We start from the raw sequence: 17,849 nt of genomic DNA, 5'->3' as shown, positions 1-17,849 counted from the left end.
TTTGGCACGCAAAGGACGCGCAGCCCGCTTGACAGAGCGGGCTGCCTTCCGCCCCCCGACCGGGCGGACGCTTGAGGAAAGCTCCCTCACCGAGCAGGGCCTGGCCGCGCCCGAAAAGAAGACCGGCCGCATCCTGCTGATCGCCTGCGGCGCGCTGGCGCGCGAGATCCTTGATATCAAGGAGAAAAACGGGCTGGATCACATCGACCTCACCTGCCTGCCCGCCAAGCTGCACCTGTATCCGGAGCAGATCACCGACGCTGTCGATGGCGCCGTGGCCAAGCATTCAGCGGTCTATGACAAGATCTACGTGGTTTATGCCGACTGCGGCACTGGCGGCGCGCTGGAGCGCAAATGCGCCGAGCTCGGCGTCGAGATGGTGGCGGGCCCGCATTGCTATTCCTTCTTCGAGGGCAATGACACCTTTGCCAAACATGCCGATGAGGGTGAAATCACCGCCTTCTACCTGACCGACTTCCTGGTCAAGCAGTTCGACGCCTTCGTCTGGCGGCCGATGGGGCTCGACAAGAATCCGGAGCTGCGGGACATGGTGTTCGGCAACTACACAAAGCTGGTCTACCAGTCGCAGATCAGCGACCCCAGGCTGGTGGAAAAGGCCCGCGAATGCGCAGACCGCATGGGGCTGGCGTTTGAGCACCGCCACACCGGCTACGGCGATCTGGAAACCGCCATTTCCGGCTGGGCCAGGTAAGCCCTTCATCTTTCCAAAAATACTCCGGGGAGCGCGAGGGGCCGGCCCATCGCCCGCGCTGCTCAGGCCTGCGCCATCGCAGTTTCGCGGATCCGCTCGATCATCGCCCTCAGGCCGTTGGAGCGCTGCGAAGACAGGTGCTCATTCAGCTCCAGCCGCCCCAGCTCCGCCTTGGCGTCCACCGACGCAACCTGCTGCAGGGGCAGACCGTTGTACAGGCAGCGCAGCACCGCGATCAGCCCGCGCACGATCATCGCGTCGCTGTCGCCGTCGAACCGGAACACCCCGCCCTCGACCGTGGCGTGCAGCCAGACCTGGCTGGCGCAGCCGTCGACCTTGGTCGCAGGCACCTTCAGCGCCTCTTCCAGCGGCTCCATGGCCTTGCCCAGATCGATCACATGGCGGTAGCGGTCTTCCCAGTCCTCCATGAACTCGAAGTCCTCCACGATCTCTTCAAAGGCGGCTGTGGCCATCGTCCGTCAATCCTCAAAATCCGCTTTCCGGGGCTGATCAGCACCTAAGCCCCTGCCCGCCCCTTTTCAACCGCTTTTCAAGCTGCAGCCAATCGGGTAATCCGTTGCAAAGACATTTTGAATGGGCGGGGACGGATGCAAAAACCATTGGCTCTTACATTGGCCTGCGCGCTGGTGCTTTCAGCGTGCGGCTGGCGGGATTCACGGCTGAACCCGAGCAACTGGTTTGGCAGCTCCGAACCGGCAGAGGTTGAGGTGGCCGCGAACGTCAACCCGCTGCTGCCGCAGGAAAGCAATGCGCGCGGCATCTTTGCCAAGAAACCGCCCGAAGACAAAAGCGTCCTGGTCAGCCGGATCGACGGCCTGGAAATCGAGCGGACCAGCACGGGAGCCATCATCCACGCAACCGGCATCGCTGCGCGCCAAGGTGCCTTCGACGTTGAGCTGCGCCGGGTCGAGGGCACTGAGGAAGGTGTTCTGACCTATGACTTCCGGATCGTATACCCGGAAGAGCCGACGATCACCGGCAGCGAATTCAGCCGCACCCTGCACGCCGCTCGCACCCTGTCGAACCAGGACCTGCAGGAGGTGCGCCTCGTGCGAGTGAACGGCGAGGCAAACGCCAGGGAAAGCCGCCGCCGCTAACCCAATCCTTCTAAAAAAGAAAGCGCCCGCGGATGCGGGCGTTTTTTCGTGGTCATACGCTTAAGCAGGGCGATCAGAGTTCGACCACCATCACGTCCTGGCCTTTGGCAGCCAATCCGATCTTGCCCTCGCACAGCCGCAGCGCATCGGCGCCGAAGACTTCGCGGCGCCAGCCGCTGAGGGCCGGCACATCGCGCAAACCAGCGGCAATTGCGTCCAGATCGGCGCTCGGTGCGATCAGCTTGGCGGCAACGCCTTCGGATTCCGTCTTGGCCTTCAGCAGCACCCGCAGCAGATCCGCCAGCGCCGGGTTCACTTGCAGCTTCTCCTTGCTGCGGTCCATCTTCGGGTGCTTCTCTGCCGGGCAGGCAACGCCCTTGGCCACGGCCTCCAGAATACCCTCGGCAATCGCGCCCTTTCGCGCCTCGCGCAGCAGCAGGCGGGAGCCGCCCAGATCCCCCGGATTGCGCGGCTTGGTTGAGGCCAGCTCGACCAGCGCATCATCCTTGAACACCCGGTTGCGAGGCACGTTGTTGCTCTGCGCATAGGTCTCCCGGAAGGCCGCCAGTTCACGCACCACGGCCAGAAACTTGCCGGAGTTGGTCCGGGTCTTCACCCGTTTCCAGGCATCCTGGGGCTGAATGTCATAGGTCGCAGGGTCGGTCAGCACCTGCAATTCCTCGGTCACCCAATGGGCGCGGCCGCTTTTGCCCAGTTCCGCAGCAAGGAACTCATAAATCTTGCGCAGGTGGGTCACATCCGCCAGCGCATAGGTTTTCTGCGCCTCGCTCAGCGGGCGGCGCGACCAGTCGGTGAAGCGCGAGGTCTTGTCCAGCCCCTGCTTGACGATCTTGCGCACCAGCGTCTCATAGCCCGCCTGCTCGCCAAAGCCGCAGACCATCGCCGCAACCTGGGTGTCGAACAGCGGCTTCGGAAACACCTGCGCGTCGACCCAGAAGATCTCCAAGTCCTGGCGTGCGGCGTGGAACACCTTGACCACATTCTCGTTGCGGAACAGCTCATACAGCGGCTCCAGCGAGATGCCATCGGCCAGCGGGTCGACCAGAACCGCGTCATTCTCCCCGTCGCCGGCAAAGGCCAGCTGGATCAGGCAGAGCTTGGAGTAATAGGTCCGTTCGCGCAGAAACTCGGTATCCACCGTGACATAGGCGTGCTGCGCTGCAGCTTCGCAGAAAGCCTGCAGTTCTTCGGTAGAGGTCAGAGTTTTCATCAATTACGGCTTTTTCATTATCAGTAAGACCGGGCCGTGATACGCGCTTGTCCCGGCCAATGCAAACAAGTGCGAGGCTCGGCAGAGAATTCTGCCAGCGGCGCTGTGGCCGCCAGCACACGGGCGCCACATGGGTTCACGATCCGTGATGCGAACCGTTTCAAACATTCATTTTCATAATGGCTGCAGCGCTCCTAGATTGGGGATACACCCGTCACAGGAGGACAAACTATGACCATACTTGATCTTTCTCCCGCCAAAACCGGTGGTTTCACACTGTCCCGAGGATTGATTCCGGTACTTGCGGCAGCATTGCTGCTGGTGCTGATCGGCCTGCCCGCACTGATGGCGCCGGAACAGCAGGCCGAACAGCTGGACTGGCGCGGAAACAGCGCGGCCGTGCAGGAAACCCGTTAAGGCAGCCGCACCGGCGTCTTGTCGCCCGCGGCAAAGCGGCGAAGCACCGCCGGATAGAGCTTGTGCTCTTGCTCCAGCACCCGCGCGGCCAGCGCGTCCGGCGTATCACCCGCCAGCACCGGCACCCGCGCCTGGCCCAGGATCGGGCCATCATCCAGCAGCGGAGTTACCTCATGAACGGTGCAGCCATGCTCTGCGTCGCCCGCTTCCAGCGCCCGCGCATGGGTATGCAGCCCCTTGTATTTGGGCAGCAAAGAGGGGTGGATATTCAGCATCCGCCCCTCGAATTGCGAGACGAACCCAGCGGTAAGTACCCGCATGAAGCCGGCCAGGCAGACGATATCGGCGCCCGCTTCAAAGATGGGCTTCACCAGTTCGGTCTCAAAGGCTTCCCGGTCGCCATGGAACGGGCGGTGGTCAACCACTGCGGTTGCCACACCAGCCGCAGCGGCCTTGGCCAACCCGCCGGCATCCGCATTATTGGACAGCACAAGGCAGGCGCGTGCCGGGTGATCGCCGGTCATGCTTTCCAGCAGCGACACCATATTGGAGCCGCCGCCGGAAATCAGGATCGCGACCTTCTTATGGCTCACAGCAGCTTGCCCGAGTAGCGCATGCCGGCGCCTGCAGTGACAGTGCCTAGGCGGGCGACGGTCTCGCCTTCTGCTTCCAGCACCTTGACCAGCTCATCAGCGCGGTCCGCGGAGACCGACAGGATCATGCCGATGCCGCAGTTAAAGGTTTTCAGCATTTCAGCCTCGGCAATGCCGCCGGTCTCGGCCATCCATTTGAACACGGGCGGCAGTTCCCAGGCGTTCAGGTCGATGTCGGCACCCAGATCCTCGGGCAGCACCCGCGGCAGGTTCTCGGTCAGGCCGCCGCCGGTGATATGGGCCAGCGCATGCACGCCCCCTGCCCGCACCGCGGCCAGGCACTGCTTGACGTAAAGGCGCGTCGGGGTCAGCAGCGCCTCACCCAGGGCACCTTCGCCGAACGGGCAGTCCGCGTCCCAGCCAAGACCGGAAACTTCAACCAGCTTGCGCACCAGCGAGTAGCCGTTGGAGTGCACGCCGTCGGACGCCAGCCCCAGCAGCACGTCGCCCTCGACCACGCCCTCAGGCAGCGCGGTGCCGCGCTCCATGGCGCCCACGGCAAAGCCCGCGAGGTCAAAATCGCCTTCCGGGTACATGCCCGGCATTTCCGCGGTCTCGCCGCCGATCAGCGCGCAGCCGGAGCGCACGCAACCCTCGGCGATGCCTTCGATGATGCGTGCAGCGACGTCGGTTTCCAGTTTGCCGGTCGCGAAGTAATCCAGGAAGAACAGCGGCTCAGCCCCCTGGCAGACCAGGTCGTTGACGCACATCGCCACCAGGTCGATGCCAACGCCGCCAACCACGCCGGTGTCGATGGCGATCCGCAGCTTGGTGCCGACGCCATCGGTGGCGCCCACCAGGATCGGGTCGTTGTAACCCGCAGCCTTCAGATCAAAGAGGGCGCCGAAACCACCCAGCCCGCTGGCCACGCCGGGGCGGTTGGTGCGCTTGGCGGCCGGCTTGATCCGGTCAACCAGGGCGTTACCCGCATCAATGTCCACACCTGCATCTGCATAGGTCAGGCCGTTCTTGCCGCTGGTCATCACATGGCTCCTTCCAACACGTTGCGGCAGCCTTTAGCGCAAGGCGGAACGGAAGGAAACAAGCGATTGCACCGCACCCCGATTCAGGGGCGCGGCACCGGGTTTCATCGGGTCAAATGCCGAACTGCCAGGGCGCCGCCTGATAGGCAAAGGCGTCGCCCCGCCGCAGCACCCGGCCCAGCGCCGGGAAGTCCAGATGCGCACCGGTCACCAGCAGGTTGTCCGCCGCCGCCCGGTCCATCATCTTGCGCCGGGTCTGCGCAGTCTGCGCCGGATCGGTATCAAAGGCGATGGTCCATTCCGGCAGCGCAAACTGCAACGCGGCGCTGTGGACCAGGTCGCCCCAGAACAGCAGCCCCTCGCTGCCTGCATCCAGCATAAACCCGGTGTGGCCCGGCGTATGGCCCGGCAGTTCCAGCGCGGTGAAGCCGGGCGCGGCCTCACCCTCTCCCTGAAGCAGTTGCAAACGGTCCGCATATGGCGCAACCGAACTGCGGGCCATGTCAAAGAACCCGCGGCTGCTTTCCGGCACGCCTGCCAGGACGGCATCGTCGTGCCAGAAGTCCCATTCGCGCTGCGCCATAACCAGTTCGGCATTGGCAAAGGCCGCGGCGCCGTCCGCTGTGATCAGCCCGCCGGAATGGTCCGGATGGATATGCGTCAGAAGCACCCTATCGATGCTCTCCGGTGCAACGCCCGCTGCTGCCAGACCAGCGCCCAGCGCTCCTAGCCCCGGCCCCATCAGCTGCGCCGTGCCGGTGTCGATCAGCAGCTTCTGCCCGCCGCGCTCCACCAGGTAACCATTGACCGGAATTTGCAGCGCATCGTCCTGCAGCCGGTGCAGCCCCTGCACCAGCACGGTTTCCGCCTTGGCCGGGTCATAATCGTTGAACAGCTGCGTCCGCAGCGGCAGATGCCCGTCCAGCAGCACGGTGATCCTGGCATCTCCAAGGGTGAAGGAGTGGATTACAGGAGAAGCCGCCGCAGCCCCCTCAGCCGCCCACGCCCAGCTGCCGCCTGCAAAACCGGTTGCCAGTGCCGCTGCCGGGGCCACTGCCAGCCCGCCCAGAAATGCCCTGCGATTGATTGTCATAAGAAACTCCAATATCTGTTTCGGAAAATATTCCTGTGCACCGGACTTAAGGCTGCATTTTCCCGGCTCACAGCCCGAAAGCTCCGATAACAGTTATTAGCAATGCTTATAGGGATGCCATGGACAAGCTGACGCTATTGGAGACATTCACCATTGCCCTGGACGAGGGCAGCCTGAACCGGGCTGCCCGGCGTCGCGGCATCACCCAATCCGCCGTCAGCCAGCAGATCAAGCAGCTCGAGGCCGTGATGGGCCAGCAGTTGCTGCACCGCACCGCCAAGGGGATTCATGCCACCCGGGCGGGCGATCTGGTCTACAGCCACGCGCAGACGCTGCTGTCTGGCTACAACCGCATGACTGCCGAAGTGGACGCACTGGAATGCAGCGTCTCCGGCACCTTCCGCATCAGCGTGAACTCCTTTCTCGGGCGCAGTGTGATCGGGCCGATGCTTCTGGATCTGAACCGGGAGCACCCGGACCTGAACATCGTGATGCGGCTTGAGGACCGGCTGGTCGATGTGGTGCGCGAGGGATACGACCTGGCCATCCGCACAGGGCGGCTGGGGGACACTGACGGCTTCGGGCGCAAGATTTCCACCCTGGAAACGGTGCTGTTTGCCACCCCGGACTACCTGGACCGCGAGACCCGCCCGCAGACACCGGAGGAGTTGAAGCGGCTCAAGTTCATCCAGCACCACGAGGACCAGACCCGCGGGTTCTTCCCTTTGCGCCGCGGCGGCCAGGAATATCCTGCGCCGGTGCAGGTGGGGTTCACCGCCGATGATCCCGACCTGATCATGCACGCCGTCAGCAGCGGCTCCGGCTACACCCGTGCGCCCCGCTTCATGGTCGAGGACCAGCTGGCCAGCGGCGAATATGAGCAGGTGCTGCCTGGCTATGAGGCCCCCTTGAAGGATGTGTTTGCCGTCTACCCGTCCCGCCGCACTCCGGACCGGCGCCGGGACCTGGCCATCGAGCACACGGTGGTCAGTCTGGAAGCCCTGCACCGGGCCCGGGCAGCGGAAACGCCGGCGGCTTCTGCAATCACCGCTTGACCTTGCCTGCCTCATTTCCTAACCACAAATCCATGGCGGGCCTGTAGCTCAACGGTTAGAGCAGAGCGCTCATAACGCTTTGGTTGCAGGTTCGAATCCTGCCGGGCCTACCAGAAACCCCGCCAAACTATTGATTTCAAACAGTAGAAACGCTCTAGGGCGGCAAAACCACCACTAGTGAAATCAATAGATTAGATACTCGGTAACGCCGCGATTCCCGAGAATTCGGGCAAGCGAAGCCCCGGTTTTCTAACCACACGCCACAACAGAGGTCAGGGTTCTCAGCTCTCTGACATCGCCTTGAACGCGCGCCACGCTGCCTCGAAATTGCGGCTGAGCGGTGCGGTAGGCCTTGACTGCGCCGCGTAATAGGCGCCAGTGCGGCAGAGCTGCGCGGCAAACTCCGGATGCACGCCGGCATCATCGAACTTGCGCACCTTCTCCTGGGTCAGCCAGCCGCGGCTTTTCACTTCCTTCTGGATCAGCTCCAGCCGCTGCACGCAATGCAGGGCGGTATAAGCTGAGAGATATTCCAAGTATGCGCCAATCTCGTGGCCGCAGCCTGGATCGAAAGTCTCGATCATCACATCGGCCATCTTGTCCGGCGCAATGGGCCAGGTCTCGTCGCCGATCAGCCAGGCAAAATCCTCCGCCCCGTGGCGCAGGCCGGCATACTCAAAATCGAACCAGCGGACATAACCGTCGTCGCCGATCGCCGCGTTGCCTGAGCGGCAGTCCCACTTCAGGAACTGCACCCCGGGATGCTCCATGTATTCGGCAACCGCCGGGTAGTCGAAATCGCCGGGAATGCCCATGGAATAAGCTTCCAGCGCCTCAACCGAGCTGACGAAATTGCGAATCCAGCTGCGGTTGGCGCCCAGATGCGGCAGCACCGTGTGCAGCTCGGTTTTGCGGGCCGCCGCCTGGATGCGGAAGATCGCTGCACAGGCCTCGGCTGCCAGGTCGAGCTGGTCGGCTTCCTCGTGCTCAATGATCTCTTCACTCAGCCGCGTCTCGCCGGTATCGGACTGGAACAGCACGTCATTATGCACCCCCAGCACTTTTGGAATGTCATCGCAGTGGGGCGCCAGCTGTTCCAGTACGAAAGCTTCCAGATGGGTGCGGCGGAAATTGGCGCGCAGCGTGGCGATTGCGGTGCGGTCCTTGAAATGCAGCCGCAGCGAGGAGCGCGACTTGCCGCCCGGAGCGCTGATTTCCAACGGCTCTTCGCCGAGAACCTCCCAGGCCGCGCCCGCGATATAGGCGGTGCGGTCGTCGAATCTTCCATCAGCCAAAACGTGCTCCCTTTCCCAACCCGCTGCGCAAAACAGGCGCAGCGCACCCCAGCCCCCTTAACCCTTTAGCGGTGAAAGAGGGCGTTTTTCGGGACAGATTGGGGCAATCCATCCTCCTCACGCGCTGATTCGAAGGCCCCAGGCGGAAGGCTGGCAATGCGATTGGATCAAGCCGGCGCACAATGGAAAGCTCCGCCTTGCGATTGTTTCTCGCAACCGCTGCTCAATCGGGAATTTTGACTAAAATGTGCCGAAAATTTGGCCGTTCCCGCCCGCTTTCCTACCCTCGTTCAAGGCGCACTTACGGCCTGCCGAAGGCGTTGGCGCATCTGTGGTTCAGGATTTCTGTGGGGGTAGATAATGGGTCGGGGACATTATTCATGGGGCTGGGGCGGCAAGCACGCTTGCGGCGGCAACAGCTATTACAATGGCGGCGTGCAGGGCGGCAATTTCAGCCGCTGGTATGACGGCCACTTGTCGGACCGCTATAGCTGGAAGGGCAAAGGCTACAAGGCCTGGCGGGAAGACAAAGAAGAGGACGGAACCGGCGGCACCAAGGGATCCGGCGGCACCAATGGATCCGGCGGCACCAGGGGGTCCGGGGGCACCAAGGGATCCGGCGGCACCAAGGGATCCGGCGGCACCAAGGGATCCGGCGGCACCAAGGGATCCGGCGGCACCAAGGGATCCGGCGGCACCAAGGGATCCGGCGGCACCAAGGGATCCGGCGGCACCAATGGATCCGGCGGCACCAGGGGGTCCGGGGGCACCAAGGGATCCGGCGGCACCAAGGGCTGTGGAACCAAGGGCCATCACGGCAAGAAGCATTGGTGGTACCGCGAGGAAGATGATTGGAACGACAGCTCCGGCGGCACCAGAGGTTCGGGCGGCACCCGCGGCTCCGGTGGGTCAGGCGGCTCCCGCGGCTGCGGCTCGGGCACCAAGGGCTCGGGCGGCACCAAGGGATCCGGCAGTGGCGGGACCAAGGGGTCCGGTGGGACCAAAGGAAGCGGAGGCACCAAAGGCTCCGGCGGGACCGGCGGCACCAAAGGAACCGGCGGCGGCAATAGCGGCGGCGACAAGACCTCGGTGTTCTTCGAGATCGGCGGCAACGGTGATCCGAGTGTCACTGTCGAGGTTCTGCAGACGCCGGAGAACCAGCTGTTCATCAAACTGGAACCCACTTCCTATGACGGAGAGGTCGCGGATATCGACGGCGTGTTCTTCAACCTCGTGGATGAAACCAAGCTCGACGGTCTGAACTTCTTCCCGGATGAGAACGCGCTGCCGGTGACCGGCCATGAGGCCAATGCCAACGCGGTCAACCAGTTGGATGATGGCGCCACCGTCCCGGAGAACTTCGACGCAATGGTGCAATTCGGCCAAGTGCCGGACAGCACCGATGGCACCGTAGCCACCGCCAACTTCACGCTGTGGTCCGACGCCGGGCTGTCGCTGGACGATATCGACCTCAGCAGCATGTCGCTGGTCATCAGCAACCCGGACGGCTCGCAAGAGGTGCTGGAAGGCGGCTATGATCCGGCAGCCGCGGCCAGCACCGGCAGCAGCTACGCCAACGGCGGGGTGACCGGAGACGGGCTCAGCAACTGGTATGACGCCCATATGGCGGGCCAGTACGGCGGCAGCTCTGAACCCGGCACCGGGGACATCCTGGCACTGATGAACCAGCCGGTGGGCGGTACCATGCCCGGCACCGGCGCCAGCGGCGGCACCGGCGGGATCTACGACCTCGCCTGAGCCCTTCCGGCTTTGCCAAGACATCTGAGAGGGCGCCTGCAAGCGCCCTCTTTGTTCGTTGCGCAGCAGGCCGGCGGGTGGCGAAAGCCCATCCCTGCTCCTTACTTGGATGGCCCATTCGCTCCACCCTCAAAAAGTCCGGGCGCGCGGCAAAGGTTTCAATCAAATCACCGCACTTCGGACAATGGATGGCTTGCAAGCCCAACCGCCTCTTGATCGCCTCCAGACTGCTTTAAATGGCCTTTGCGCGTTCTCTTGCAGCTCCGCAAATCTTCTTCCACTCCACTTCTCGCTGATGCAAACGGAGAAGGGCTCCCACTTGCTGACCCCGCAGCCGCTTTTCATTCAGGAAATCAATTTGGCAAACACAAAAGCCGGCCTTGGGTCTGATCAGCAGGAGTCCCGGCCGCGGTTCAAGCGCCCTCAGCCTGGCCCGGCGCGCCTATCCAATCCCCCAACCGTCCTTCAGATAGCTGACATTGCTGCCCGCCGCCCCTGCATCCAGGGTATCCGAGTAGGCCAGCACCTCGCATACCGGCCCCCGCCACGCCCGGCTGGACCCGTTATTGCGCCCGCCGATTGCCGCCAGGGCAAAAGGCGCGGCGGATTTGATGTGGACCACCGACAACGGCATTGGCAGCAGTGTCGTGGTGGCGTCTCCGCCATTCAGGTGGATTGTCATCCCGGGCGGCAGCGAAGAAGTGAAAACGCCGGCGTCACCCTCCTGACCCATGACCCGGTTGACGCCACTGGAATCAAGGCCCGCAAGGTCGGTGATCAGCGTGTTATAGGTGTCAAACGCCCCCCGCGCGCCATCGGCGTAGGCCATGACCGCAAACACCTCTCTGACAAGCGCATCCGCTGCGAGCGCCAAGCCGCTGGCGTTGGCCGCATCCGGCCAGACCAGCGCCGGGCGCCCGCCTGCGAGCGGCTCCGACGCCGCATAGACCGGCCCCCCGCCGGACAGCTTGCTGAGGCCGGCGCCTCCGGGAACCAGATTGGCGACAGCGGTGGCTTCCTCCCCTGCCCCGCGGGTGATGGTCCCTGTCGCCTTGGCGCTGTACCATCCGATCAGGCCGGCGCCGACAGGACGGGATCCAGGCCCCAGCAGTGCCGCGCCGGTGACGGAAAACCCCAGCCCCAGCATCAGTACCACCCCGCAACGGATGCGGTGGTGCCAGTTGCCTCGATACCAACGGCCGAGAAGCCGATGGTTTCGCCAGCGGTGACCGCATAGGCAATCACGGTGCCCGCTTCATCGCGCAGGGCCAGGTCGCCGGAGGCCAGCACCCGCAGGACCCTGGGCCGGACGGGCAGATCCACCCCGTCCTGCGGAGTAATGGCAATTTGGTGAGTGGCCGGGCTTTCGAGGCCGCGGCGGAAGCTGGTGAACGGATCGATCTGAGGCATGTGAAAACTCCCAGGCAGGTTGCGCTACAGGACTGCTTCCCCTGAGCCTGAGTGATACCGGCAAAAGACGAAGATCCGGAAAACCGGGCGTGCGCTGTCCGGGCGCCCTGCGCAACACCCTGCGACCGGCAGCCACCCGCCTGAGCCGTGCCAGGCCAATGCAGCGGCAATACGCACACGATGCTGTTCTTCCCTGCCGCCTTCATCCGGCCGTAAGCTTTTTGCTTTCATAATCCCCGCCGTCCGGTAGGGTGGCCTGAGAACAGGGCAAATTACTTGTTCCGTAGCGATTTCGAGACTGTTTTCAGGCGCCGCCCCCGCCGCAAGAAAATTTGAGAGGCACCAGATTTATGGCGACAGAAAAGCTCACCATCATCAAAGCTGACGTGAAAAACGAGGTCACCAAAAAGGTGAAACCGAAGTTCGTGCAGCTCGGCAACATGAACTTTGCGGCCACCGTCGAGGTGGACAAGAGCGCCGCCAAGGAGCTCGACACCGACGCGCGCTTTGTCGCCAAGCTCTATGACGATGCCACCAAGGAATACAAAAAACTGGTGAACGAGTGCAGCCTGCGGGTCAGCCAGGCCAATGATCTCGGCTCGGTGATGCCGCTCACCGACAAGGAATGCAAAGAGCTGGACGCCGACATCCAGAAGATCTTTGCCAAGTACCAGAAGTCGATCGAACAGGTGACGAACAAGCATTTCGACAAGTGGAAGCAGGCCAACAAGGACCGCAAGAAATACCGCATCAAGGTGGTGGGCGCGATTGTGCTCGGCAGCGCCTGCGCCATCGGCTCCACCGCTTCGCTGGCGGCCGGAGCGGTGACCGGCGGCGTGTCCATTGCTGCCAGCATTTATGGCATCGCGCAAAGCATCGTCTCGGTGGCGCGCGCCGTGCAGAAGGTGACATCCGACATCGTCAAGATCCACGGCGAGCTTGAGAAAGCGCTGAAGCAGCTGGTCTCGGCCTATGAGAAACAGTCCAAGGCCAAGGTGAAGGCGAAGGAGATCGGCAAGGAGTTCCTGGCGGACTTCCTGATGATCGAAACCGCCGGCTTCAACCGCGTCGACAAGCACCTGGAGACCTACAAGGCAAAGCTCAAGAATATCGACCTGGAAATCGCCGCCCTCGGCAAGGAGCTGAACAAGCTGCTGGACAAACAGAGCAAGCTCGACAAGGAAATCGAGAAGAAGCTGGGCAAGATGGCCAAGGACCGCGGCTACAAGAGCAAGAAGCTGGACGGCTTGTTTGCCGCCATGGAGGCGACCCGCAAGGAAACGGCCAAGCTGATCAAGAGCATCGAGGCCTATCACGTCAGCATAAAGCCGGCCGAGAAGTTCCGCGACAACTCGCAAAAAGCCGTCGACGCCCTGCGCCACAAGGATCCGGTCTGGGCCAAATGGGTGATCTGGGTCGGCAGCCTGGGCCTCAGCACCACAGTTACCAGCATTGCCTCTGGCGGCGAAAACCTGGTCAAGGCCGCTTCGGCAATCGAAACCGGCTTCAATACTTTGTCCAAAGAATTTGCGTGACGGCCGACTGGCCTGCAGGCGCAGATCATTGGAAATTCAAGCTGGCAGCCTCTTCAGGGCTGCCGGTTTGCTTTGGCCGGGGCGGTATCAGCGGGCGATGACAATATCCGCCTTCAGCCCGCCCAGATCAGCGCTTTCGCCCAGCCGCAGGGTGCCGCCATGCGCGCGCGCGGTATCGGCCACAATTGCCAGCCCCAGCCCCACGCCAGAGCCCAGGTTCTGATTGCGAGCCGGGTCGAGGCGGGTGAAGGGGCGCACCGCGTCGCCGCGCTGCTCTGCCGGGATGCCCGGCCCGTCATCCTCGACCCGGATCCGCATGGACTTGTCGGTCACTGCAACCGAAACCCGCGCCCGGGTGCCATAACGCACTGCATTGGAAATCAGGTTCGACACCGCCCGCTGCATCGGCTGGCGGCGCAGCATCACCTCCCCCTCGCCGGTCATCTCGCCCATTGTCACCTGCTGCTCCTGGCGCTGCCAATCGCTGATGATATCCCGGACCAGCTCCTGCGGGTCCACCGGCTCCGGCTCGCTGACCGCCGCGCCGCGGGAGAAATCCAGAAACGCGTCCAGCAGCGCCTGCATCTCGTCGACGTCGCGCAGCATCGGGGCCGCGTCCTCCTCGTCCAGCATTGCCAGTTCCAGTTTCATCCGGGTCAGCGGGGTGCGCAGATCGTGGCTCACCCCGGACAGCATCAGCGTGCGCTGCTCGATCTGCCGTTCGATCCGGGCGCGCATGTCCAGAAAGGCGCTGCCCGCGGCCCGCACCTCGGTTGCGCCGGACGGCGAATACGGCACTGCCCGCCCGCGCCCGAACGCCTCTGCCGCGTTGGCCAGCCGCTTGATCGGACGCAGCTGATTGCGCATGTACAGGAAGGAGATCATCATCATGAAAAAGCCGAACAGCAGCATGGTGACGATCAGCTGGTGCGGCGCCGCCGCAGTCAGCCTGCGGCGGTCAAAGCTCAACTCCAACAGCCCGTGCGCGGTGCCGAAATAGATCTGCACCACCCGGTTCGGCAGGAACCGCGCCGCCAGGAAGCCCGGGAAAGTCTTCTCCATTTCCTCCCGCACCACCCGCCCGGAGAATTCGATCAGGCTGAATTCATCCTCCGGCAGCGGTGCACCCGGCGGCAGAAACCGCGCCTGCATCTGCAGCGGCTGCAGCACCGGCGCGATCTGCACCAGTGCCGCATCCTGGTCCGGCGCCGCATCCGCGATCTGGCGCAGCAGCTCCATCTCGCGCTGGATGGTCGCCGTCATCTGCACCGTCACATCCTCCAGGTCGCGCTTGATGAACACAACAGAGATCACGATCTGCAGCGCCACGATGGGCACCACCAGGATCAGGGCCGCCCGGGCATAGAGGCTGCGCGGCATATATCGTTTGAGCCATTGGAAGAACATGGGCTAAGCCTATAGGGCACCGGGGAAAGAAGGAAGATTGCCCGGGCCAGGAAACAGCAATGGGGCAGGACAATGCAGGCACCGGACGACTTCAACCCGCAACCCGGACTGGCCGAGGAGCTGGAGCCGGGGCTGCGCCGGATCCTGGCGCCGAATCCTTCGCCGATGACCTACCGCGGCACCAATACCTATGTGCTGGGCACCGGCGGGCTGGCGGTGATTGACCCGGGGCCGGATTCGGACACGCATCTGAAGGCAATCCTTGCCGCGGTGCAGCCCGGCCAGCAGATCACCCACATCATCGTCACCCACAGCCATCTGGACCATTCGCCGCTGGCCCGCGGCCTGAGCCAGGCCACCGGCGCACCTGTCTATGCCTTTGGCGGGCCGCAAGCGGGGCGCAGCAAAGTGATGTCCGGCCTCGCCGCTGACGGGCTGGCCGGCGGCGGCGAGGGCATCGACAGAGAGTTCTCTCCCGATGTGACCGTTGCCGATGGCGAGGTCATCAGCGGGAACGGCTGGGAGCTGGAAGTGATCCACACGCCCGGGCACCTGGGCAACCACATTGCGTTGGCCTGGCAGGATGCCTGCTTCACCGCCGATCACGTTATGGGCTGGGCCAGCTCGCTGGTATCGCCTCCGGACGGCGACCTGACCGACTTCATGGCCTCCTGCCGCCGCCTGCGGCAACGCGATTGGCGGATCTTTCACGCAGGCCACGGCGCGCCCATCGCCGACCCGGCCAGGCGGCTCGACTGGCTGATTGCGCACCGGGAATCGCGCGAGGCCGCGATTCTGGCGGCCTTGGCACAGGCCCCCGCCACCGCCCGCAGCCTGGCAGAGCAGATCTATACCGACACCCCGCCCGCTTTGCTGAAAGCCGCGGAACGCAATGTTTTTGCTCATCTCGTGGACCTCACAGGCCGCGGCCGGACAGCACCGCAAAGCCCCCTCTCTGCATCGTCGGTCTTTGCGCTGAGCAGCGGCTGAATTTTTTCAAAAAATTGCCTGCTGCCCTCTGGACGCCCAATCCCGGGAACGCTATACGGCACGGACCGTTCCGGCGTAGCTCAGCGGTAGAGCAGTTGACTGTTAATCAATTGGTCGTAGGTTCGATCCCTACCGCCGGAGCCATAAAAAGCCCTCAAGCCTCAACCGCTTGAGGGCTTTTTTGCATTTACACGCTCCCTGCACCGCAAACCGCAAGGCACGCGGCGACAGGCTTTGCACGGCCGGTTATGTCTATATATATAAGCATTAAGTCATTTTATTGGAGGCAGCATGGCCGCACCCCGGGCAAACATGAGCTACCGCGACATCAAGCAGGTGGTGCTAGACCGAATCCATAACAAAATCTGGGCGCCGGACAGCCTGCTGCCCAGTGAAACCGACCTTGCGGAAGAATTTTCCAGCACCCGCACCACCGTCAACCGGGCGCTGCGGGAACTGGCAGAGGAAGGCTATCTGGAGCGGAAGCGCAAGGCCGGCACCAGGGTTCTGAATGCGCCGGTCAGAAAGGCCCAGTTTTCAATTCCGCTGGTCCGCGATGAGATCACGGAAACAGGGTCTGAGTACCGCTATGCACTGGTCGAGCGTGCCGTCATGCCGGCCCCGGCCTGGCTGTCGGCACGGATGAACATCCCGCAAGGCCGGGACGTTCTGCACTTGCGGTGCATGCATTACGCGGACAATGCGCCTTTTCAGTATGAGGTCCGCTGGATTGTTCCGGACAGCATTCCGGAGGTTCTGACGGCGGATTTTTCCCGCTCCGGCCCCAACGACTGGCTGGTGCAGAAGGTGCCGTTCACCAATCTGGAGCTGAGCTTTCTGGCGACCAAGGCGGACCAGGCCGTGGCTGAATTTCTGGACACCCAGTCGGGCGATCCGATCTTCACCGCCGAACGCATCACCTGGCTGCGCGGCCAGCCCGTAACGCTGGCCAAGCTGTTCTTTGCACCTGGTTACAGGATGACAACCCACCTTTGATAAGGTTGCGAAGAGGGGTCTCATCGCAACCTCCCGGCCGCCGCCGGCACACCGCCATGCGCATCGAAAAAAATTCGCTTTGCGTGAGAATTTCCTCTGGACGCCGCAGGCCGGAAATCCTATACGACGCCACATGTTCCGGCGTAGCTCAGCGGTAGAGCAGTTGACTGTTAATCAATTGGTCGTAGGTTCGATCCCTACCGCCGGAGCCAAAGAATTCAAGGGCTTAGCGATCTCTCGCTAAGCCCTTTTCTTTTACGGCATTGGCCCGGGAAGGGCAGTTGAGGGCCGGTCTTACAGTTCGGGACACCTCCTCAAATGCGCACCGCCAAACAGCCCTGCCCATGGCGATGCACCTTCCAGGCTCAGCTGTTGGGACGCACCCGGGCGGCGGTCTTGTTGGCAAAGGCCTCCAGCCGTTCCCGCGCCGCGGGCTGGGTGTTCACCACGCCGGCCACAACCGCCTCCGCATAGGCGGCATCCATGCCGGACATGTTGTTCAGATGGCTGATTGCCGAACAGATCGCATAATTGGTCAGCGGCAGGTTCTCGGCAATCTTGTCCGCCAGTTCCAGCGCCTTGTCGAAACTGGAGCCTTCGGTGATGTATTGCGCCAGGCCCAGTTCAACCGCTTCCTGGCCCTGATAGACGCGGCCGGTCAGAATCATGTCGATCATCCGGTATTTCCCGATCATATCAGAGACCCGGATGGTGGCGCCGCCGCCGGTGAAGATACCGCGCTGGCCTTCGGGAAGCGCAAAATAGGTGCTCTGGTCGATCACCCGGATATGGGCCGCACTGGCCAGTTCCAGCCCGCCGCCGACAACCGCGCCCTGCAGCGCTGCGATAACCGGGACGCCGCCGTATTCCATCTTGTTGAAGGCCTCATGCCAGCGCAGGCACACATGCATGAAATCGTCAGGGCTGCGGTCCGCCTTCCAATGCTCGACCAAGTCGAGCCCGGCGCAGAAGTGGTCGCCCTTCCCGGCCAGCACCACCGCCTTCACACCGTTGCGATGGGCGCTGCTGAAAAAGCTGACCAGTTCCTCGATGGTGGCGGTATCCAGCGCGTTGCGCTTGGTCGGCCGGTTCAGCCGGACGATGCTGACACCGTTGTCCCGCTGTTCGACTTCAAGGTTTTCATAAGTTTGCGCATTTGCCGCTTGGGTCATGGGTCCAACCCTTTCTTTGTTTTC

18 protein-coding genes and 3 tRNA genes are annotated in these 17,849 nt (G+C 63.1%); 11 read left to right on the top strand and 10 right to left on the bottom strand.

Annotated elements, in window-relative coordinates; all coding sequences use genetic code 11:
- Position 1: 1 nt before the first annotated feature.
- The gene (locus AC58NV_RS00750; protein WP_497225451.1) at positions 2–712 is read left to right on the top strand and encodes a DUF1638 domain-containing protein; all 711 of its coding nucleotides are present in this window, start codon (positions 2–4) and stop codon (positions 710–712) included.
- Between the two features lie 62 nt (positions 713–774).
- Here AC58NV_RS00750 and AC58NV_RS00745 read toward each other — a convergent pair whose 3' ends face one another.
- Positions 775–1,185 carry a SufE family protein gene (locus AC58NV_RS00745; protein ID WP_497225450.1) on the bottom strand — a complete coding sequence of 137 codons (411 nt, stop codon included), beginning with the start codon at positions 1,183–1,185 and terminating at the stop codon, positions 775–777.
- Between the two features lie 135 nt (positions 1,186–1,320).
- On the opposite strand from AC58NV_RS00745, the gene AC58NV_RS00740 reads away from it, so the two are divergent.
- Positions 1,321–1,830, top strand: coding sequence for a hypothetical protein (locus AC58NV_RS00740; RefSeq protein ID WP_497225449.1), 510 nt, complete (start codon positions 1,321–1,323; stop codon positions 1,828–1,830).
- 73 nt (positions 1,831–1,903) lie between these two features.
- On the opposite strand, the gene rnd is transcribed toward AC58NV_RS00740, so the two are convergent.
- Positions 1,904–3,061, bottom strand: a complete 1,158-nt coding sequence (gene rnd, locus AC58NV_RS00735) for a ribonuclease D (protein WP_497225448.1) — start codon at positions 3,059–3,061, stop codon at positions 1,904–1,906.
- A 231-nt stretch (positions 3,062–3,292) separates the two neighbouring features.
- Here rnd and AC58NV_RS00730 point away from each other — a divergent pair, with 231 nt between their 5' ends.
- A complete protein-coding gene (locus AC58NV_RS00730) occupies positions 3,293–3,478 on the top strand; it encodes a hypothetical protein (protein ID WP_039192667.1) in 186 nt (61 codons plus the stop codon).
- Here AC58NV_RS00730 and purN read toward each other — a convergent pair.
- The 3 genes from purN to AC58NV_RS00715 all read right to left on the bottom strand — a co-directional run bounded on the left by purN (position 3,475) and on the right by AC58NV_RS00715 (position 6,207).
- Positions 3,475–4,071: a phosphoribosylglycinamide formyltransferase gene (purN, locus tag AC58NV_RS00725; RefSeq protein ID WP_497225447.1), complete on the bottom strand. Its 597-nt coding sequence runs from the start codon at positions 4,069–4,071 to the stop codon at positions 3,475–3,477. The two genes, AC58NV_RS00730 and purN, sit on opposite strands and share 4 nt — an antisense overlap.
- Positions 4,068–5,114, bottom strand: coding sequence for a phosphoribosylformylglycinamidine cyclo-ligase (gene purM / locus AC58NV_RS00720; RefSeq protein ID WP_497225446.1), 1,047 nt, complete (start codon positions 5,112–5,114; stop codon positions 4,068–4,070). The genes purN and purM overlap by 4 nt, the downstream gene beginning before the upstream one ends.
- Positions 5,115–5,226: 112 nt before the next feature.
- Positions 5,227–6,207: an MBL fold metallo-hydrolase gene (locus tag AC58NV_RS00715; protein WP_497225445.1), complete on the bottom strand. Its 981-nt coding sequence runs from the start codon at positions 6,205–6,207 to the stop codon at positions 5,227–5,229.
- 119 nt (positions 6,208–6,326) lie between these two features.
- Here AC58NV_RS00715 and AC58NV_RS00710 point away from each other — a divergent pair, with 119 nt between their 5' ends.
- Together AC58NV_RS00710 and AC58NV_RS00705 are read left to right on the top strand one after the other, a co-directional pair.
- A complete protein-coding gene (locus tag AC58NV_RS00710) occupies positions 6,327–7,262 on the top strand; it encodes a LysR family transcriptional regulator (protein WP_497225444.1) in 936 nt (311 codons plus the stop codon).
- A gap of 37 nt (positions 7,263–7,299) precedes the next feature.
- Positions 7,300–7,375: transfer RNA gene (locus tag AC58NV_RS00705), tRNA-Ile, on the top strand.
- 168 nt (positions 7,376–7,543) lie between these two features.
- On the opposite strand, the gene AC58NV_RS00700 is transcribed toward AC58NV_RS00705, so the two are convergent.
- On the bottom strand, positions 7,544–8,557 hold the full coding sequence (locus AC58NV_RS00700; protein ID WP_497225443.1) for a hypothetical protein: 1,014 nt from the start codon (positions 8,555–8,557) through the stop codon (positions 7,544–7,546).
- Positions 8,558–8,917: 360 nt separating this feature from the next.
- On the opposite strand from AC58NV_RS00700, the gene AC58NV_RS00695 reads away from it, so the two are divergent.
- Entirely contained in the window at positions 8,918–10,315 is a 1,398-nt protein-coding gene (locus AC58NV_RS00695; RefSeq protein WP_497225442.1) for a hypothetical protein, read from the top strand.
- Positions 10,316–10,757: 442 nt separating this feature from the next.
- On the opposite strand, the gene AC58NV_RS00690 is transcribed toward AC58NV_RS00695, so the two are convergent.
- Together AC58NV_RS00690 and AC58NV_RS00685 are read right to left on the bottom strand one after the other, a co-directional pair.
- Positions 10,758–11,462 carry a hypothetical protein gene (locus AC58NV_RS00690; protein ID WP_497225441.1) on the bottom strand — a complete coding sequence of 235 codons (705 nt, stop codon included), beginning with the start codon at positions 11,460–11,462 and terminating at the stop codon, positions 10,758–10,760.
- Positions 11,462–11,725: a spike base protein, RCAP_Rcc01079 family gene (locus AC58NV_RS00685; protein ID WP_366659604.1), complete on the bottom strand. Its 264-nt coding sequence runs from the start codon at positions 11,723–11,725 to the stop codon at positions 11,462–11,464. Before AC58NV_RS00685 ends, AC58NV_RS00690 begins: the two co-directional genes overlap by 1 nt.
- A gap of 350 nt (positions 11,726–12,075) precedes the next feature.
- On the opposite strand from AC58NV_RS00685, the gene AC58NV_RS00680 reads away from it, so the two are divergent.
- Entirely contained in the window at positions 12,076–13,260 is a 1,185-nt protein-coding gene (locus AC58NV_RS00680; RefSeq protein WP_497225440.1) for a hypothetical protein, read from the top strand.
- Positions 13,261–13,347: 87 nt separating this feature from the next.
- Here AC58NV_RS00680 and AC58NV_RS00675 read toward each other — a convergent pair whose 3' ends face one another.
- Positions 13,348–14,667 carry an ATP-binding protein gene (locus tag AC58NV_RS00675; RefSeq protein ID WP_366659607.1) on the bottom strand — a complete coding sequence of 440 codons (1,320 nt, stop codon included), beginning with the start codon at positions 14,665–14,667 and terminating at the stop codon, positions 13,348–13,350.
- Between the two features lie 72 nt (positions 14,668–14,739).
- On the opposite strand from AC58NV_RS00675, the gene AC58NV_RS00670 reads away from it, so the two are divergent.
- From AC58NV_RS00670 to AC58NV_RS00655, 4 genes are all read left to right on the top strand, one after another.
- Complete coding sequence (locus AC58NV_RS00670) at positions 14,740–15,657, top strand: MBL fold metallo-hydrolase (protein WP_497225439.1); 918 nt, start codon at positions 14,740–14,742, stop codon at positions 15,655–15,657.
- A 69-nt stretch (positions 15,658–15,726) separates the two neighbouring features.
- Positions 15,727–15,801 (top strand) — tRNA-Asn (locus AC58NV_RS00665).
- Positions 15,802–15,948: 147 nt separating this feature from the next.
- Positions 15,949–16,653 (top strand): histidine utilization transcriptional repressor HutC, encoded by a 705-nt coding sequence (gene hutC / locus AC58NV_RS00660; RefSeq protein ID WP_497225438.1) that lies wholly within the window; start codon positions 15,949–15,951, stop codon positions 16,651–16,653.
- A 137-nt stretch (positions 16,654–16,790) separates the two neighbouring features.
- Positions 16,791–16,865: transfer RNA gene (locus AC58NV_RS00655), tRNA-Asn, on the top strand.
- 153 nt (positions 16,866–17,018) lie between these two features.
- On the opposite strand, the gene dmdD is transcribed toward AC58NV_RS00655, so the two are convergent.
- Positions 17,019–17,825 carry a methylthioacryloyl-CoA hydratase gene (gene dmdD / locus AC58NV_RS00650; protein ID WP_174146311.1) on the bottom strand — a complete coding sequence of 269 codons (807 nt, stop codon included), beginning with the start codon at positions 17,823–17,825 and terminating at the stop codon, positions 17,019–17,021.
- Positions 17,826–17,849: the final 24 nt, after the last annotated feature.

The organism is Leisingera sp. ANG49 (genome assembly GCF_059694505.1).
The sequence above is the reverse complement of the archived record's forward strand: the minus strand, read 5'-3'. Positions and strand labels throughout refer to the sequence as shown.

Coding starts and splice junctions, on each gene's coding strand:
- AC58NV_RS00745 (WP_497225450.1), bottom strand. CDS start 1,185: ATGGCCACAGCCGCCTTTGAAGAGATCGTGGAGGACTTCGAGTTCATG.
- rnd (WP_497225448.1), bottom strand. CDS start 3,061: ATGAAAACTCTGACCTCTACCGAAGAACTGCAGGCTTTCTGCGAAGCT.
- AC58NV_RS00675 (WP_366659607.1), bottom strand. CDS start 14,667: ATGTTCTTCCAATGGCTCAAACGATATATGCCGCGCAGCCTCTATGCC.
- hutC (WP_497225438.1), top strand. CDS start 15,949: ATGGCCGCACCCCGGGCAAACATGAGCTACCGCGACATCAAGCAGGTG.
- AC58NV_RS00695 (WP_497225442.1), top strand. CDS start 8,918: ATGGGTCGGGGACATTATTCATGGGGCTGGGGCGGCAAGCACGCTTGC.
- dmdD (WP_174146311.1), bottom strand. CDS start 17,825: ATGACCCAAGCGGCAAATGCGCAAACTTATGAAAACCTTGAAGTCGAA.
- AC58NV_RS00730 (WP_039192667.1), top strand. CDS start 3,293: ATGACCATACTTGATCTTTCTCCCGCCAAAACCGGTGGTTTCACACTG.
- AC58NV_RS00690 (WP_497225441.1), bottom strand. CDS start 11,462: ATGCTGGGGCTGGGGTTTTCCGTCACCGGCGCGGCACTGCTGGGGCCT.
- AC58NV_RS00715 (WP_497225445.1), bottom strand. CDS start 6,207: ATGACAATCAATCGCAGGGCATTTCTGGGCGGGCTGGCAGTGGCCCCG.
- AC58NV_RS00670 (WP_497225439.1), top strand. CDS start 14,740: ATGCAGGCACCGGACGACTTCAACCCGCAACCCGGACTGGCCGAGGAG.
- AC58NV_RS00680 (WP_497225440.1), top strand. CDS start 12,076: ATGGCGACAGAAAAGCTCACCATCATCAAAGCTGACGTGAAAAACGAG.
- purM (WP_497225446.1), bottom strand. CDS start 5,114: ATGACCAGCGGCAAGAACGGCCTGACCTATGCAGATGCAGGTGTGGAC.
- AC58NV_RS00685 (WP_366659604.1), bottom strand. CDS start 11,725: ATGCCTCAGATCGATCCGTTCACCAGCTTCCGCCGCGGCCTCGAAAGC.
- AC58NV_RS00740 (WP_497225449.1), top strand. CDS start 1,321: ATGCAAAAACCATTGGCTCTTACATTGGCCTGCGCGCTGGTGCTTTCA.
- AC58NV_RS00710 (WP_497225444.1), top strand. CDS start 6,327: ATGGACAAGCTGACGCTATTGGAGACATTCACCATTGCCCTGGACGAG.